At 28.4% G+C, this 15,542-nt stretch carries 13 protein-coding genes; 6 read left to right on the top strand and 7 right to left on the bottom strand.

What is annotated here, in order from left to right; genetic code table 11:
- The first annotated feature begins 9 nt into the window (after positions 1-9).
- The 6 genes from LPB137_RS11215 to LPB137_RS11190 all read left to right on the top strand — a co-directional run bounded on the left by LPB137_RS11215 (position 10) and on the right by LPB137_RS11190 (position 6,481).
- Positions 10-717 (top strand): efflux RND transporter periplasmic adaptor subunit, encoded by a 708-nt coding sequence (locus tag LPB137_RS11215; protein ID WP_076088081.1) that lies wholly within the window; start codon positions 10-12, stop codon positions 715-717.
- Positions 704-2,425: a molybdopterin-dependent oxidoreductase gene (locus LPB137_RS11210; RefSeq protein WP_076088079.1), complete on the top strand. Its 1,722-nt coding sequence runs from the start codon at positions 704-706 to the stop codon at positions 2,423-2,425. The genes LPB137_RS11215 and LPB137_RS11210 overlap by 14 nt, the downstream gene beginning before the upstream one ends.
- Positions 2,403-3,584 (top strand): MFS transporter, encoded by a 1,182-nt coding sequence (locus LPB137_RS11205; protein ID WP_076088077.1) that lies wholly within the window; start codon positions 2,403-2,405, stop codon positions 3,582-3,584. The genes LPB137_RS11210 and LPB137_RS11205 overlap by 23 nt, the downstream gene beginning before the upstream one ends.
- Positions 3,575-3,799 carry a hypothetical protein gene (locus LPB137_RS11200; protein ID WP_076088074.1) on the top strand — a complete coding sequence of 75 codons (225 nt, stop codon included), beginning with the start codon at positions 3,575-3,577 and terminating at the stop codon, positions 3,797-3,799. Before LPB137_RS11205 ends, LPB137_RS11200 begins: the two co-directional genes overlap by 10 nt.
- The gene (locus LPB137_RS11195; RefSeq protein ID WP_076088072.1) at positions 3,800-5,803 is read left to right on the top strand and encodes a sensor histidine kinase; all 2,004 of its coding nucleotides are present in this window, start codon (positions 3,800-3,802) and stop codon (positions 5,801-5,803) included.
- Between the two features lie 111 nt (positions 5,804-5,914).
- On the top strand, positions 5,915-6,481 hold the full coding sequence (locus tag LPB137_RS11190; protein WP_076088070.1) for a flavin reductase family protein: 567 nt from the start codon (positions 5,915-5,917) through the stop codon (positions 6,479-6,481).
- A 38-nt stretch (positions 6,482-6,519) separates the two neighbouring features.
- Here the strand turns inward: LPB137_RS11190 and mscL are convergent, their stop codons facing one another.
- The 7 genes from mscL to LPB137_RS11155 form a co-directional block, all read right to left on the bottom strand.
- Positions 6,520-6,957 carry a large conductance mechanosensitive channel protein MscL gene (gene mscL / locus LPB137_RS11185; RefSeq protein ID WP_076088068.1) on the bottom strand — a complete coding sequence of 146 codons (438 nt, stop codon included), beginning with the start codon at positions 6,955-6,957 and terminating at the stop codon, positions 6,520-6,522.
- Positions 6,958-7,036: 79 nt separating this feature from the next.
- Positions 7,037-7,870 (bottom strand): DUF5718 family protein, encoded by an 834-nt coding sequence (locus LPB137_RS11180; RefSeq protein ID WP_076088066.1) that lies wholly within the window; start codon positions 7,868-7,870, stop codon positions 7,037-7,039.
- Positions 7,871-8,049: 179 nt separating this feature from the next.
- Positions 8,050-9,543, bottom strand: a complete 1,494-nt coding sequence (locus tag LPB137_RS11175; RefSeq protein ID WP_076088064.1) for a fumarate hydratase — start codon at positions 9,541-9,543, stop codon at positions 8,050-8,052.
- Between the two features lie 203 nt (positions 9,544-9,746).
- A complete protein-coding gene (locus LPB137_RS11170; protein WP_076088062.1) occupies positions 9,747-10,730 on the bottom strand; it encodes an HpcH/HpaI aldolase/citrate lyase family protein in 984 nt (327 codons plus the stop codon).
- 51 nt (positions 10,731-10,781) lie between these two features.
- Complete coding sequence (locus LPB137_RS11165) at positions 10,782-11,852, bottom strand: MaoC family dehydratase (RefSeq protein ID WP_228144667.1); 1,071 nt, start codon at positions 11,850-11,852, stop codon at positions 10,782-10,784.
- A gap of 10 nt (positions 11,853-11,862) precedes the next feature.
- Positions 11,863-14,382, bottom strand: a complete 2,520-nt coding sequence (locus LPB137_RS11160; protein ID WP_076088060.1) for an aldolase/citrate lyase family protein — start codon at positions 14,380-14,382, stop codon at positions 11,863-11,865.
- Between the two features lie 15 nt (positions 14,383-14,397).
- Positions 14,398-15,528 (bottom strand): HpcH/HpaI aldolase/citrate lyase family protein, encoded by a 1,131-nt coding sequence (locus LPB137_RS11155; RefSeq protein ID WP_076088057.1) that lies wholly within the window; start codon positions 15,526-15,528, stop codon positions 14,398-14,400.
- Positions 15,529-15,542: the final 14 nt, after the last annotated feature.

Raw genomic sequence — 15,542 nt, 5'->3', positions numbered from 1 at the left:
AAAAAGTACATGAAAATATTTATATTTTGTTTTATATTAGTTAATAGTTTAATTGCAGGTGAATATTATGCAAAATTAGAGCCAATTGAAAGTTACACAGTTAAATCTGCAGTTTCAGGAAAAGTTGTTTTTTCAAATACAAAAATTGAAGGTTCAAAAGCAAATAATTCTGTAATTATAGAAATTGATTCAAAAGTTAATAAGATGGATTTATCTCAATCTAGAAATAAATTAAAATACATAAATGATATGATTGCAATTGAAAATAATAATTATAAAAGATTAAATAAAGTTTCTTCAAAGTCTGCTTTTGAAAAAGATACTCAAAAATTAAAAGTTATAAACTTGAAATCTTCAAAAGCTGATATGACTATACAAATAGAGAATTTAAAAGATACAATTAAAAATAAAAAATTAATTGAAAAGTCAAATTATATTTCAAATATAGCAGTAAAACAAGGTGATTATGTAACTCCTGGAACTTTATTATATGAATCAAAAGATTTATCAAAAGCAAAATTAGAATTTTATGTTCCAATAAATGAAGTTGAAAACTTAAAAGAAAAAGCTATTTATCTTGATGGAAAAAAATCAGATGTAAAAATAAATAAGATTTATACTATTGCAGATTCACAACATATCTCTTCATATAAAATACAATTACTAGTATCTAATATTGATACTTTTTCAAGGTTAGTAAAAATTGAATTCAAATAAAAAAGTAGCATGTCCATTAGATTGTTATGATGCCTGTCAAGCTGAAATTATTGATGAGAATATCAAAGGTTCAAAAGAACACTTTACTACTAATTCAAAGTTATGTGTTAACTTTGCACAGCTATTAAAAGAAGATTATCATCAAAGTCCTAAGTTTAATAATGAAGATATTTCATTAGAAGAATCTCTTGAAGTTTTAAGTGCAAAATTAAAAGATAATGATGCATCTAAAACACTTTTTTATGAAGGAAGTGGTAACTTAGGAAAAATGCAAGCTGCTGTTAAAAACTTTTTCACACAATATGGTTCAACTTTAACAAAAGGAAGTTTGTGTGATGGAGGAGGTGGCTTAGGAATTGAACAAGGAAGAGGAAGTATAGTAAACCCTCCAATTCAAAAGCTTATTGACTCTGATGTGATTGTTGTTTGGGGAAGAAACTTTTCTGTTACTTCATCTCATATGTATAATCTTGTAAAAGATAAAACATTTATAACAATTGATCCAATTAAAACTGATATTGCAAAGAAATCTGACATACATATGCAGATTAATCCAAAAACTGATTACGAGTTAGCACTTTTATTAACTCGTTTTGCAAATATGCAAGATATTGAAGATGAAGAATTCTTAGAAGAACACAGCGAAGGCGCAGAGTGGTTTTTTGATATTACTAGAAATAGACCTGTAGTTTCTTATGAAGCAACAACAGGAGTATCCTTAGCTTTAGTAAACCAGTTTTTTGAATTAATTGAAAACAAAAAAGTATCATTTGTTGTAGGACTTGGAGTTCAAAAGTACTTTGAAGGTGCACAGATTATGAGATGTATTGACTCACTAGCTGCATACTTAGGTGTTCATAAAAAGCAAGCAGGTGGTGTTTGGTATTTAAGTAACTCTTCACATGGATATGAAAATCAATTTAAAGTTAAAAGCTCTATAAAAAATAAAAAAGTATCAGTTGCGCAAGTTGATTTTTCTTCTTATGATTTAGTTTTCATTCAAGGAGCTAATCCTGTTGTTTCTGCACCAAATACTAAAGCTGTAATCGAAGGTTTAAAAAATAGCTTTGTAGTTTGTTTTACAACAACATACAACGATACTTGTGAGTATGCAGATTTAATAATTCCTGCTTCTTCTTTTTTATCAAAAGCTGATGTAAGATTGTCTTATGGACATGAATATAAAGCTATTTCAAATGCTATTGAAAACCCAAAAGAAAACACAATAAGTGAATATAAATTAGCAAGTGTTTTAATTGAAAAATTTGGATTCGAAGCTTTAAAAAGTGAAGAAGAAATCTTAGATTATTATACAAATAAAACTGTTGAATATGAAGAGTTTGAGACTTTTGAATTTATTGAAGAAGTAGATGTTGAGCCTTTATATAAACATAAGAATTCAACAAATTTCTATTTAATAACTGCAAAGAGTAAAAACTCATTGAATTCTCAATTTACAATTGATAATCATGTTTACTTAAATGAATCAAGTGGTTTTAAAAATAATGATGCAGTTAAAATTTCTTCATCTTTTGGAGAAGCTAATTTTACAGTTAAATTAAGTGAAGACATAAAAAGTGAATGTGCATTTTTTTATGCAGGAAATAAAAAAGTAAACTATTTAACACCTAACAAAGAAGATGAAGAATCTTTTTCTGCTATGTTTCAAGAAGTATTAATAGAAATTGAATTATCTAGCACTCTTTAGGGAACATAAAATAATAAGAGATTTATCTCTTGTTCAATTTATAGCATATTTTGGAGCATGGTTTTCAAATGTTGCTATTTATACAATGCTTGTTAACTTTGGTTCATCTGAATTAGCAATTGCAACAGTTACAGCTATGCACTTTTTACCTGCTGTTTTAATCGCACCTTTTTCAGGTGCAATTATAGATAGATTTAAAATAAAACCTTTAATGCTTTCTTTACTTGCAATAGAGTTTATTATGACATTGCTATTTTTAACAATAGAAAATCAAAGTCAAATATGGCTTTTAATGATTTTTATATTTATTAGAATGTCTGCTGCTTCAATTTTTTTCTCAACTGAAATGTCCCTGCTCGCAAAACTTTTAAAAGGTGAAGCCTTACAAAAAGCAAATGAAATACACTCAATTATTTGGTCTTTTTGTTATGCAGCTGGAATGGCAGTTTCTGCTTTAATTGTAAATTATATTGGAATTAAAGCTGCTTTTATTGTTGACTCACTATTTTTTGTAGCTGCTTTTTTTGTTTTTGTAAGAATTGATTTTGTTGTAAAGGCAAGTGTTGTACAAGATAAAATATTTACATTAATAAAAGATGGATTTATTTATATAAAAGAAAATAAAATCATAATGCACTTAATCCTTTTACATGCTAGTGTAGGTTTAACATCTTTTGATACCTTGATTACTTTACTTGCAAAAAGCGAGTATAAATATGTTATTTCAGTTCCTCTTGCAATTGGTATATCAAATGCAACTAGAGCTGTTGCTTTGATGATTGGACCTATATTTATTTCAAAATATGTTAATAAAGATAATTTACATTATTTATTAATTTTTCAAGGAATTACAATAATTATCTGGGGATTAACACAGTTTAATTTTTATATCTCACTTATTTCAATGTTTTTCGTAGGATTATTTACAACTGTTCTTTGGTCACTAACTTATGCATTACTACAAGACAAATGTGAGGAAAAATATTTAGGTAGAGTAATATCATATAATGACATGTTTTTCATGATTTCATGCATTATAACTACACTATTTATTGGATTAATGGCAAGTTTAACTTCGCTTGCTATAATTACTGTCTTATTAGGCTTTGCATTTATTATATTTGCCTATTACTATACTAGGATTTTAAAATGGATATAAACGAAAAAATATTATTGTTAGCAATATTAAAGAAAAAAGATGATGAAACACTTATGGATATTGTAGTAACTCTAGAAAATACGCAACTATTTTCACTTAAAGAAGGAAAAAAACTTTTAAAAAAGTTAAAGACTGAAGAATATATCACAGATGGTCTACTCACATTAAAAGGCAATCTTATTGCTAAAGAAGTTGAAGCTGAATTTAAAATATAAATGTTTAAAGAAGAAAACTTATCAAAAACAATAATTGTTGTTCCGATATTATTTATAATACTAACAGCATCAATTATTACATTTATACATATAAAACAAGCAGATAGCAAATTTAAAAATGACTCAAAAAAATTAGAAAAAACTTTTTTAAATGAAGAAAAAGAACGTTTAGTAACTATTCTAGATTCAATAAATTCATATGTTAAATATAAAAAATTAACTTCATTAAATATATTAAAAGATAAAGTAAAAGATAAAATAGATTTTGCAAATACAATACTTACTGAATCATATAATAACTCAATAGGAATTGAATCCTCAGAAGCAATTCAAATAAATATATTATCATCTCTTAGTCAATTAAATTCGAAAGATAAGGGAAAGTATTTTTTATATGGATATTCAAAAAATCGTAATTCTTTTAATTCAAAAAATATATCTTTAAAAGATAATATAAATAAAGATTTTCATGTTCAAATAGATGAAGTATTACATAAGAAGAATACAAGTTTTATTTTTAATAAAGAGACTGTATTAAGAGATAAAAAGCTTGTAGAATTAAATAAAATTTCATATTTAAAGAAGTTTGAATCTTTAAATTTAGTATTAGGATATTCTGAGTATTTAGAAGATTTTGAAGTTGATACTAAAAAAGAAATTTTGAAGAGATTAAACTTGATGAAACTACAAAAAAATAGTTTTATTTTTACACTTGATGATAAACTAAATGTGATACAAGACACTTCAAATAATTTTAAAAATATTTCTTATGAAACTATTCAAACAAATAAAAATATGATTTCATCATTATTTGATTATGCAAAATTATCTAAAATTGATTTAATAGAAGATGAGTATAAATATTTCTGGAATAAAATTGATAAGAATAATTACACTCTTGATGTCTTTAGTTATATAGATACTTGGGATTGGTTAATTGGTATTAATATTAATATTAAAAATATCGATAAAAGTATAGAAGGGATTATTGGAATAAATGAATCAAAAAGAAATGAAATTATTGAATATTCAATAAAAACTGCATTAATTTTTATTTTTATTTCAAGTTTTCTATCATATTTTATTTCTATTAAAATTACTAATATGTTAAATCAATACAAAGAAAGTATTGAAAACCAAAAAAGTGCACTTAGAAATATCAATGCAACCCTTGAAGTAAAAGTAGAGGAAAAAACAAAAGAATTAGAAGTATTAAATAATAAATTAAAACAAAAATTTGACTCAGAAGTTCAAAAAAACAGACATAAAGATGAATTATTACAAGTACAATCTAAGATGGCTTCAATGGGAGAAATGATAGGTAATATTGCACATCAATGGAGACAACCTTTAAGTACAATTTCTACAATAGCTAGTGGTAACTGTGTTAAGATTGATTTTGACTTTATAAATAACAATGATATGAAAAATGATTTTACTAAAATTGTAGAATGCACAAAACACTTATCAGATACAATTGAAGATTTTAGAAACTTTTTTATGGAAAATAAAAAGATAGAAGAGTTTGATTTACGAGAACTAATTGACAAAAATTTAATCTTAGTTGGTTCTACTTTACAAAATAACTATATAAAAGTTATACAGAATTTTTCTTCTGTTAAAATTTATGGTGTTAAAAATGAACTTTTACAAGCTACAATAAATATAATAAATAATGCAAAAGATATTTTATTATTAAAAGAGGAAAAACAAAGATACATTATTATAGATATTTTCCAAGATGAAAAGAATGCTTATTTAATTATAAAAGATAGTGGTGGAGGGATTCCTAAATCTATTGAAAATAAAATTTTTGAACCATACTTTTCAACAAAGGATCAAAGTATTGGTACTGGAATTGGTCTTCATATGACAAAAGAAATTATTAATAATAGTATGAAGGGTGAGATTTTTGTATCAAATGAGAAATTTTACATTGAAAATAAAACTCATTTTGGTGCATGTTTCAAACTAGTTTTTCCTCTGGTTTTTCCCTCAAACTAACTTTTAGAAACATAAATTAAATTTATATAATAAATGATTTTTTATTCTTTTATAAGTGTATAAATTTTGCTATAATTTTGCTATATTTTAAAGATAAAGTAAGGAACATTAATGATTTTAGACTATAAAGATATTAACGATTTAAACAGATATAAAATAATGTCAGATACAGTAATTCCAAGACCAATAGCTTGGATTGTTACAGAAGATGAGGGTGTATTAAATGCAGCCCCTTTTTCTTATTTTATTCCAATTTCTACTAATCCTGCATTAGTAATTGTAGCAATTGGCGAAAAAGAAGATGGAGTTCCAAAAGATACACTAGCAAATATTTTAAAGCATAAGAAAGCTACTATTTGTTTTGTTAATAAAGATAATGCAAACCAAGTTAAAAAATGTGCAATACCACTTCCAAAAGAAGATAGTGAGATTCAAAAATTTGAAATTGATGTTAACGAAGTTATGGAAAGTTTTCCTCCAATGATAAGCTCTTCTCAAAGTGCATTACTATGTGAATATTATTCTACAGTTGATATTCCAGGTGTTACAACGCCAATTATATTAGAGATTAAACATCAATATTTGGAAGAGGGAAGATTAGATGAAAAGTCACATGTAAATGTTGAAAATATTGGTAGATGTGGAGCTACATTTAAAGCTTTAGTAGATTTAGATTAAAAAATTAAAAGGTTTAGACCTTTTAATTTTAATTTTTATTATACTTCAGTGTTTCCACAGTGAGCACATTTTTTAGCAGCAATTGGAATATCCATTGCACACTCACTACATGTTTTTGTAGTTGGTTCTTCTACAACTTCCTCTTCTTTTTTCTTCATTTTATTGTAAGTTTTAATAAACATAAACATCACAAATCCTAAGATTACAAAAGAAATTGTGTCATTCATAAATAAACCAATTTTAATAGCAGGTGCTCCTGCTTCTGTTAATTTAGCCATTGTTTCATAAGTTTTACCATCAAGTGCAATAAATAATTGAGAGAAGTCTACATTTCCAAGTAACATTCCAACAGGTGGCATAATAACATTTGCAACAAGTGATTTAATTAATGTAGCAAAAGCTGCTCCAAAAATAAATCCAACAGCCATATCAACCATATTCCCTTTAATTAGAAATTCTTTGAATTCTTTTAACATATAAGTTCCTTAAACATAATTTTTGTGATTATATTTAAGAAGTCTTATAATAAGATTAATATTAAATATATTTTTTTATTTATTCTAATATTTGATGAAGTTTAGAACATTTACTTAAGAAAGTATCCATTCCACACATATCATTGTACATATCATCAAATGAATGGAAATGTGCGTCATAAATATATACAAAGATCTCATCGCCTTTTTGTAAGAAGTGATTCTTTCCGAACTCAGCATAAGCTGTAGCTCCTGCTGCTATTAAAATACCTTTTGAATCTTTTGCATATTTAGTAAATTGTGTTAATTCTTCTAAAGGACCACAATCTTCTTGAGAATTTAGTTTTTCTATCATCCACTCTTTTAATTGCCCAAAAAAGTATGAATATGATTTTACAGAAGATGTTGTTCCATAATCATGAACTATACCGTCTCTTTTAACAAATGAGGCAATATGATATCTTTTTAAAATACCTTCTTCCGTGAAGTTATCAATCTCTATAACTTCTTGAGAGATACCTTTAGTATTTGTTCCCCAATTCTTTTTTGTACTTAGTTTATTTCCATCTTGGAATCTAAGTGAACAGTCGTTAAAGGCTGAAAAATATTTAGGAGTGATATCTACTATCTTATCATTTTCATATACAAAGTCACATATTAAAGCAACTTCAGCTTCAACTTGCATATTATCAGCTTCTCTTCCATGTGTCTTTATAATTTCGTCACATATTGGATATGTTCCTAAAAAAGAATCATGTCCTTTTATATAAAAAGGAAACATTCCTTTAGGGGCATCTTTTTCGTCTGTTTTAATTTGTGCAAACTCATCAGCTTCTCCAGCTTCACCTAAATGATTAGCAAAGTTTCCTGCAACTCCAAAACATAAATAGTCTTTTAAATCTTCTAATAACATTTATAATTTTCCTGTATTATTATTTATAATGAAATATAACATTAATCATTTTTTCTTAACGTCAAAAATGAAACATAGTTTTTTACTCTAAGGAGTATTTTATAGTAAGTAATTTAGTAGAGATTAGTTTTTTCAAGGGTAATAAATATAAAGACGTAGCGTCTTTATATTTTATTGTATTAAATTGTTCTCCATTTAGCAGGACCAGTAGTGTGTATAGAAACACCCTCTGTATCAACAGCAACAGTAACAGGCATATCAACTACATCAAATTCATAAATAGCTTCCATTCCCATCTCTTCAAATGCAAGAACTTTTGCATCTTTAATTGATTGAGAAATTAAATAAGCAGCTCCTCCTGTTGCAATTAAATACATAGATTTGTATTCTTTAATTAAATCAATAGTTGGTTGCTTTCTCTCAGCTTTACCAATCATACCCATGATTCCAATTTCCATCATGTCTTTAGTAAATTTATCCATTCTAGTAGATGTTGTTGGTCCCGCAGGTCCTACTTTTTCATCTCTAACAGGATCAACTGGTCCAACATAGTAAATAAATCTATCTTTTAAATCTACTCCATTTGGAAGTGGCTTACCAGCATTTTTATACTCAACAATTTTTTTGTGAGCAGCATCTCTTGCTGTTAAAATTTTTCCTGTTAATAATAAAGTATCTCCTGATTTAAATTGAGATAAGTTCTCTTTTGTTAAATCTTCAATATTTACTTTTTTAATAGAATCTAATGGTAATTCAATATCTGGCCATATACTTAAATCTGGTTTAGCAAATTTAGCAGCACCTTCTCCACCTTTTAATTTAAAGTGAATATGCCGTGTAGCTGCACAGTTAGGAATCATAGCAACAGGTAAAGATGCAGCATGACAAGGGTAATCTAAAATCTTAACATCAACAACAGTAGTTAAACCACCAAGACCTTGTGCTCCAATACCAATTTTATTAATATCAGTATAAAGTCTTAATCTTAACTCTTCTAAAGCATTTTGTGGACCTCTTGCTTGTAGTTCATGAATATCAACGTGACCCATTAAAGATTCTTTTGCAAGAAGCATTGATTTTTCTGGGTTTCCACCAATACCAATACCTAAAATTCCTGGAGGACACCAACCAGCACCCATTTCTCTTACATTTGCCATAACCCAATCATAAACACTATCAGATGGGTTTAATACTGCAAATTTAGATTTATTTTCAGAACCACCACCTTTAGCAGCAACAGTAATATCTATTTCATCAGAGTTATCAACACTTACATGAATAACAGCTGGTGTATTATCTTTAGTATTAGTTCTAGCACCTGCTGGATCAGAAACTACAGAGTATCTTAATGTATTATCAGGATTAGTATAACCTTTTGCAACACCTTCATTTAATACATCTACTAGTTCTTTAGTGATTTCTAAGTCAGCTTTTAATCCAACTCTTACAAAAATATTAACACTTCCTGTATCTTGACATAAAGGTCTATGACCTAAAGCACACATTTTAGAGTTAATTAAAATTTGTCCTAGTGCATTTTTAGCAGCTTCAGATTGTTCGTTTTCATAAGCTTCAACTATAGATTTTACAAAATCTTCTGGGTGAAAATATGAAATATATTGACATGCATCAGCAATACTATCTATAATATCTTGTTCTTTTATTGCGCTCATTGTTTTCCTTTTTGCTTTTGAAATTTTATTATTATACCAATGCGCTAATGAAAAAATTCTTTTTTATTAGTTTACATTTAGTTTATTTTTAAAAGTGTTGTGTTTTAACACCTTCTTGATATAGTTTTAAGAAATTTGAATTATTGATTATGAATAGGTTAAATAGGTCAACTTAAGACCTAAAGTCTTAAGTTGTATAAAGATTAAGAGAAGAATCTGTCTTGAACTCTATCTTGTAATTTTGTTCCAGAGAAGTTTGCTCTTTGAACTAATTCCCAGAAATATCTGTAAGTTGCTCTATCGTGTAACTCACCGTCATACTGGATTGGTCCCCACTCAGCATCTTGTGCAGCAATTAAAATATTTTGCGCAGCTTCTAATTCTGTAAAGTCTGGTTTCATTGCATCAACAATTGCTTGAACTTGTGTTGGATAAATTGACCACATTCTTAAGAATCCGAACTCATTTCTTGCTTTTTCAGCATCTTTATAAGTTTGGTATGGGTTTTTTAAATCAAGTGTAACATTGTGACAAGGAATAATGTGGTTTTGTAAAGCAGCTTGAACAACTTTTGCTTTAGCAGCACCAATTAATCTATGATCAAATTGACCAGGGCTTCTCATATTTGAAGCTGGAATTGCACCTTGGTAACCAGAAACAAAGTCCATTAATCCAAAGTCTAAAACTTGTACCCATGGTAAAGTTGCAGTTTTTTCTACATCTTGTAATGCACCATGTGTTTCAATTAAAACGTGAATTGGAATCTCTCTAGAAATTCCAGCTTTTTTAGCTGCTTCTTGAATATACTCAACTTGAGTTTTAGCATCTTCATATGAAGTTGATTTTGGGATAGTAATGTATGCTAATTTTTCACCAGCACCAGGTACTAAAATATCAATATCTTGTCTCCAATCTGGATGATCAAAATCATGAATTCTAGTACCAGCCATTGCATATGGGTTAGCATCAGAGTTAACTACTCTAACAATCATTTCTGCATGCTCAACTTCTTTACCAGTTTCAGCTCCATCTTCACAATCACAAGTAATATCAAAAACAGGTCCAAGTTTCTTTTGCATCTCAAAACCTTTTAAGATTAGCTTTTCGCTACCAGCAAAGTGCTCACAAGATGGGATAATTGGTAAATTGTCTCCAGAACCGAATAGTGCTTCATTAGGGTGTGTCATATTATTTTCCTTTTATTAAATTTAATTTTTTGTTTATTACTTAGCTGTTTTCTACTTTTTTGTCTTTTTCTTGGGAATAACAACTGTGTAATCTAAATCAAGTACTACATTTTTTAAGTACTTTCCATCTTCACCTTTTGGATTTTCAATTTCCGAAGATTTTTGGTTTGTAACTGCAATCGTTCTTAATCTTAATAATCCTAAGTCTTCTCTTTTATGGTCAATTGTTTCTAAAACTTCTGTATAAGCATAAATTGTATCTCCTGCATAAGTAGGATTTGCATGTGCTCCAGAGTTTATAGAATAAATATTTTGCGCATTTTGTAAACCATTAAATGATAATGTTCTTGCCATTGAAATAACAATTCCACCATACATTAATCTTTGACCCATTGGTGAACTTTTCATCATATGGTCATTGAAGTGAACTTTTGCATTATTTTGGTACAACTTAGTTGCTAGTGTATGATCACTATTATCAACTGTAATACCATCTGGATGATTTAATCTTTCACCTGCTTCATAGTCTTCAAAGAAGAATTTTCCGCCAGTAGAATCAGTGTCTACACACTTGATTTCTGGAAGATTAATTTTATCTAAAATAGGAGTAGTTTTTGCAAAAGTTGGAACTTCATTAATACCTGATGAAGTTTCCTTATCTTTTTTATGAACCATAACCCATCTTTTGAAGTTTAATACTTCATCACCATTTTGGTTTACACCAATTGAGTGAACATAAACAACTCCAGATTTTCCATTTGAGTTTTCTTTTAATCCAATAACATCAGATGTCATTGAAACTGTATCTCCAATATAAACAGGATTAGGGAAGGCAATTTCTGCATAACCTAAATTTGCAATAGCATTTAAAGATACATCTTGAACAGATTTTCCAAATGTTAAGTGGAACATTAAAGTATCATCAATAGGTCTTTTATCATAACCCATTTGCTTTGCTACTTCATTTGATGAATGTAATGCAAATCTAGAACCCGTAAATGCTATGTATAAAGATACGTCACCTTCACTAATTGTTCTAGGAAGGGGATGAATTATTTTTTGACCAATAGAGAAATCTTCAAAGAAATTTCCCATATTGATTTTATTGTTAATTTTAGACAATTATTTCTCCTTATTTATTAAATAGGTTTTGACCTAATGATTTATATGTTTCATATAATGTAATCATTTTCTTAGCCCATTTAATTCTAGAACCATCAACTAATCTATCATTATGATAAATTACTTCTTTACCTTCTTTTTTAGCTGCGTCATATTTATTAATCATAACTTCATAATCTTCAACTTCAGTTTGTTTTGGAGTAAAGATATCATTTATGTATTCAATTTGAATTGGATGGATTAAAGACTTACCATCAAATCCTAAGTTAAATGCATCTTTTGTTGAATCTTCACAAGCAAATTCATCATGAACATCAAAATGAGGTCCATCAATAACAGTTTGACCATATGCTTTTGCAGCAAGTGCAATTTGTGATAAATAGTTAAACATTGCTTTTGAACCTTTTTTGATATCAATTTGAAGTCTATTAGCAAGTTTATTAGAACCAACAACTACAACTTCAACTCTAGGTGATGCTGCACAAATTTGTTGGATATTTAAAACTGATAATGGAGTTTCAATCATAATCATTAAAGATAAATCTGGATTAACTTCTTCAATTAGTTTAACAGCTTCTAAAACTTGTTCAGCTGTTTCAATTTTTGAGAATAATAAACCATCGATTTCAATTTCTTTTGCTAAAGCTAAATCTTTTGCAATATCTTCACTTCCTAAGTTGTTAATTCTTAGAATTCTTTCAGACTCACCAAATTTTGAACCACTTTCTTTATAAACTGATTTAATTGTATCTCTAGCTGGTTCTCTTTGCTCAGATAAAATTGCTTCTAAATCAAAGATTACAGAATCAGCTAATACTGTTTTTGCTTTTTCAACATTATGTTTGTTGTAAGCAGGAACAAATAACATTGATCTTCTTGCTTTGTATTCTTTAATCTCTTCACCTGTTTCTTTTGCATGATAAACATCATGTAAATTTTTAACAAGTTGCTTTCTTAATACTTTTCCATTTTTAGTTCTTGGATAATCTTTCATTCCAAAAATTGTTTTAGGAGCTTTGTATTTAGCAAGATTTGCTTGTGAGAATGCTAATACTTCTGCTTCTTGTTCTGCTGTTAATTCTTCATGTCCAATTACAGCAATTGCTACAATTACTTTATCTTTTCCAATTTCTAAACCAAAAGCAACACAATCAGCTACTAAATCATGAGTTTTTACAACTCTTTCAATTTCGTGTGGAGATACTCTAAATCCAAATGTATTAATAATATCATCTTTTCTACCAATGAACCAGATGTAACCATCTTCATCTCTTTTAGCGTAATCACCTGTAAAGAAGTAACCATTATGCTTAGCTTTTCTAGTCTCTTCTTCTAATTGCCAGTACTCTAAGAATAAACCTGGATCATCTTCACCAATAGAAATCATACCTTCTTCACCATCTGGAACTTCTTCTAGTGTATCAGGGTCAAGTAATTTTACAGTATGTCCTGGTTGTACAAATCCTGCAGAACCAGGTCTAATTGGATTGTTTTTTGAATGTGAAATATAGTAAGAACACTCACTCATTCCAATTGCTTCAAAAATATCTTGCTTGAATCTATCTCTCCATAAACCAATCATTTCATCAGATAAATGCTCACCAGCAGACATACAATATCTTAAAGATGGACAATCAGCCGCTGTAAATTCAGTTTTTTGAATAATTTGTCTATAAATTGTAGGTACTCCAATAAAGATAGTACATTTATGTTTTTTAATTAATTCAATCCAAGTTCCAGCATCATTACCACCTTCGTAAGCAATAACTGTATGACCATTAAATAATGGATCCATAAGTGCAGAACCTAAAACATAAGTCCAGTTAAATTTACCAGAGTGCATGATTCTGTCATTTTCTTTAAAATCAAACCAGTATTCAGTAGCAGGAGTTCTTCCTACAAGTGATCTATGTGAGTGTAATACACCTTTTGGATAACCAGTTGTTCCTGAAGTATATACTAAATAAGCAGGCTCACCTGATTTTGATTTATAGTGATTTGCTTTTTTATCTGCAGTTTTTAAAATCTCAGAAAAAGAGTAAACATTCATTCCCTTAGGAATATTTAAACCTTCAGTTGAATCAACACCTGCAACGATAATTGTTTTTAAGTTATCAAGGTTTTCTAAGTAAGGTAATAAATTATCATACATTGTTGCAGATAATACAATAGCACTTGCTTGTGAATCTTCTGCTAAATATTTAACTTCAGAACCTGATAAAAGTGTTGAAGTTGGTACTGCAATAATACCTGCTTTAATAGCTCCAAAAAATGAAATAGGGTAAGCAAGTGAGTTTTTTAAACAAACTAAAACTCTATCTCTAGGCTCAAATCCTAATCCAGTTAAGAAGTTACAAATTTGATCTGATTTAGTAGCTAAATCTTTATATGTTATTTCATCAGTACCAAGCTTATCATCTTCAATAATCATAGCAGTACTATTTTCTTTAGCTGTTCCTACATGTTTAGATGTACAAGCAACTCCAATATTTAAGTATTCTGGTACTTCAATTGTTACATTTGAACTCATTATTATAACTCCTTATTAAATTTGACCGTAAGGCCAGTTTTCTTTAAATGTATGTATAGGCATTCTATTTAATACCGATAATGCAAATATCTCATCTTCTTTATTTAAACTTCTAAGTGCGTATGCTCTTAAAATATTTTGTAAAGCCTTACCAAACATTGGTGGATCTAACATTTCACCTTTATATCTTATTGCTCCACTTAATAAAGCATCAGTCTCAATTGCTAGTTTTAATACAGTAATATCATGCTCAAGCTCTTTTGGGCTTGGTGTAAATGCAACTTTACAAACATTAATATGATTTGGTGTAATAACTTGTTTACCAGTTAATCCCATTGCATTTTCTCTTTGTGCATGTGCATAAACATGTCTAGATGCATCATCACCATGTAAATCTAACCATCTTCTAATATCTTTTTTCTCAACACAGTGATCAGGTAGTGAGTGTGGTGTAAGCATAACTTCAACTCCACCAATAACTCCAGCACCTTTAACTCTAGCTTCCATTGTAAGCATATTAAAGAATGTTTCTAACTCATTAATCCAACCTTCTGGTGTGATTTTATAAGCCATTGCTTTAGAGAAATCGTGAATACCAAAAACAACATGTTTAACTGTTGAGTGATCCATTAATCTATCAGCAATTTGAAGTGACTTTGGATGCTCAATAATTGGTTGAATTGTTAAATTACTTCCAATAGATACTAACCAAGAAGATAAATCTCTAATTTCAGCAGATCCATAAACTTCTCCAGCTTTTGCTAATACAATTACATCAATATATTGATGAATTTGTTTTAACATTTTTAAATCTTCTTCATACTCATCTGTTCTAAATGGGTTAATTCTAACAGCTATTTGGAAATTTCTTTCAGGGAACTTTGGAAGTTCTTGAATTAATAATTCTCTTGACATAGCTTTTTGTCTACAACCATCTTCTAAATCGAATAATACAGTATGTGCTTTTGTTTTATAAGCATGTTTTTGTAATCTTAATTTAGCTTGCTCCATACTTTCATATGTACCATCAAGTGGGTTGAATTTAATTGGTGGGTAATAAATCTGAATACCAGGCCAGTATCCACCTAAAACTGGTGTCAAATCATCGTTTGCTGTTAATTTTGATAAATCTATTGCAGAAGTCATTTTTTATCTACCTT

Origin of the sequence: Poseidonibacter parvus (assembly GCF_001956695.1) — a bacterium.
Classification (GTDB): domain Bacteria; phylum Campylobacterota; class Campylobacteria; order Campylobacterales; family Arcobacteraceae; genus Poseidonibacter; species Poseidonibacter parvus.
This window is presented reverse-complemented; position numbering and strand designations above follow the sequence as displayed.

Excerpts from the sequence above, each read along its gene's own strand:
- LPB137_RS11215 (WP_076088081.1), top strand. The coding sequence starts at position 10 with ATGAAAATATTTATATTTTGTTTTATATTAGTTAATAGTTTAATTGCA.
- LPB137_RS11200 (WP_076088074.1), top strand. The coding sequence starts at position 3,575 with ATGGATATAAACGAAAAAATATTATTGTTAGCAATATTAAAGAAAAAA.
- LPB137_RS11195 (WP_076088072.1), top strand. The coding sequence starts at position 3,800 with ATGTTTAAAGAAGAAAACTTATCAAAAACAATAATTGTTGTTCCGATA.
- LPB137_RS11190 (WP_076088070.1), top strand. The coding sequence starts at position 5,915 with ATGATTTTAGACTATAAAGATATTAACGATTTAAACAGATATAAAATA.
- mscL (WP_076088068.1), bottom strand. The coding sequence starts at position 6,957 with ATGTTAAAAGAATTCAAAGAATTTCTAATTAAAGGGAATATGGTTGAT.
- LPB137_RS11180 (WP_076088066.1), bottom strand. The coding sequence starts at position 7,870 with ATGTTATTAGAAGATTTAAAAGACTATTTATGTTTTGGAGTTGCAGGA.
- LPB137_RS11175 (WP_076088064.1), bottom strand. The coding sequence starts at position 9,543 with ATGAGCGCAATAAAAGAACAAGATATTATAGATAGTATTGCTGATGCA.
- LPB137_RS11170 (WP_076088062.1), bottom strand. The coding sequence starts at position 10,730 with ATGACACACCCTAATGAAGCACTATTCGGTTCTGGAGACAATTTACCA.
- LPB137_RS11160 (WP_076088060.1), bottom strand. The coding sequence starts at position 14,382 with ATGAGTTCAAATGTAACAATTGAAGTACCAGAATACTTAAATATTGGA.
- LPB137_RS11155 (WP_076088057.1), bottom strand. The coding sequence starts at position 15,528 with ATGACTTCTGCAATAGATTTATCAAAATTAACAGCAAACGATGATTTG.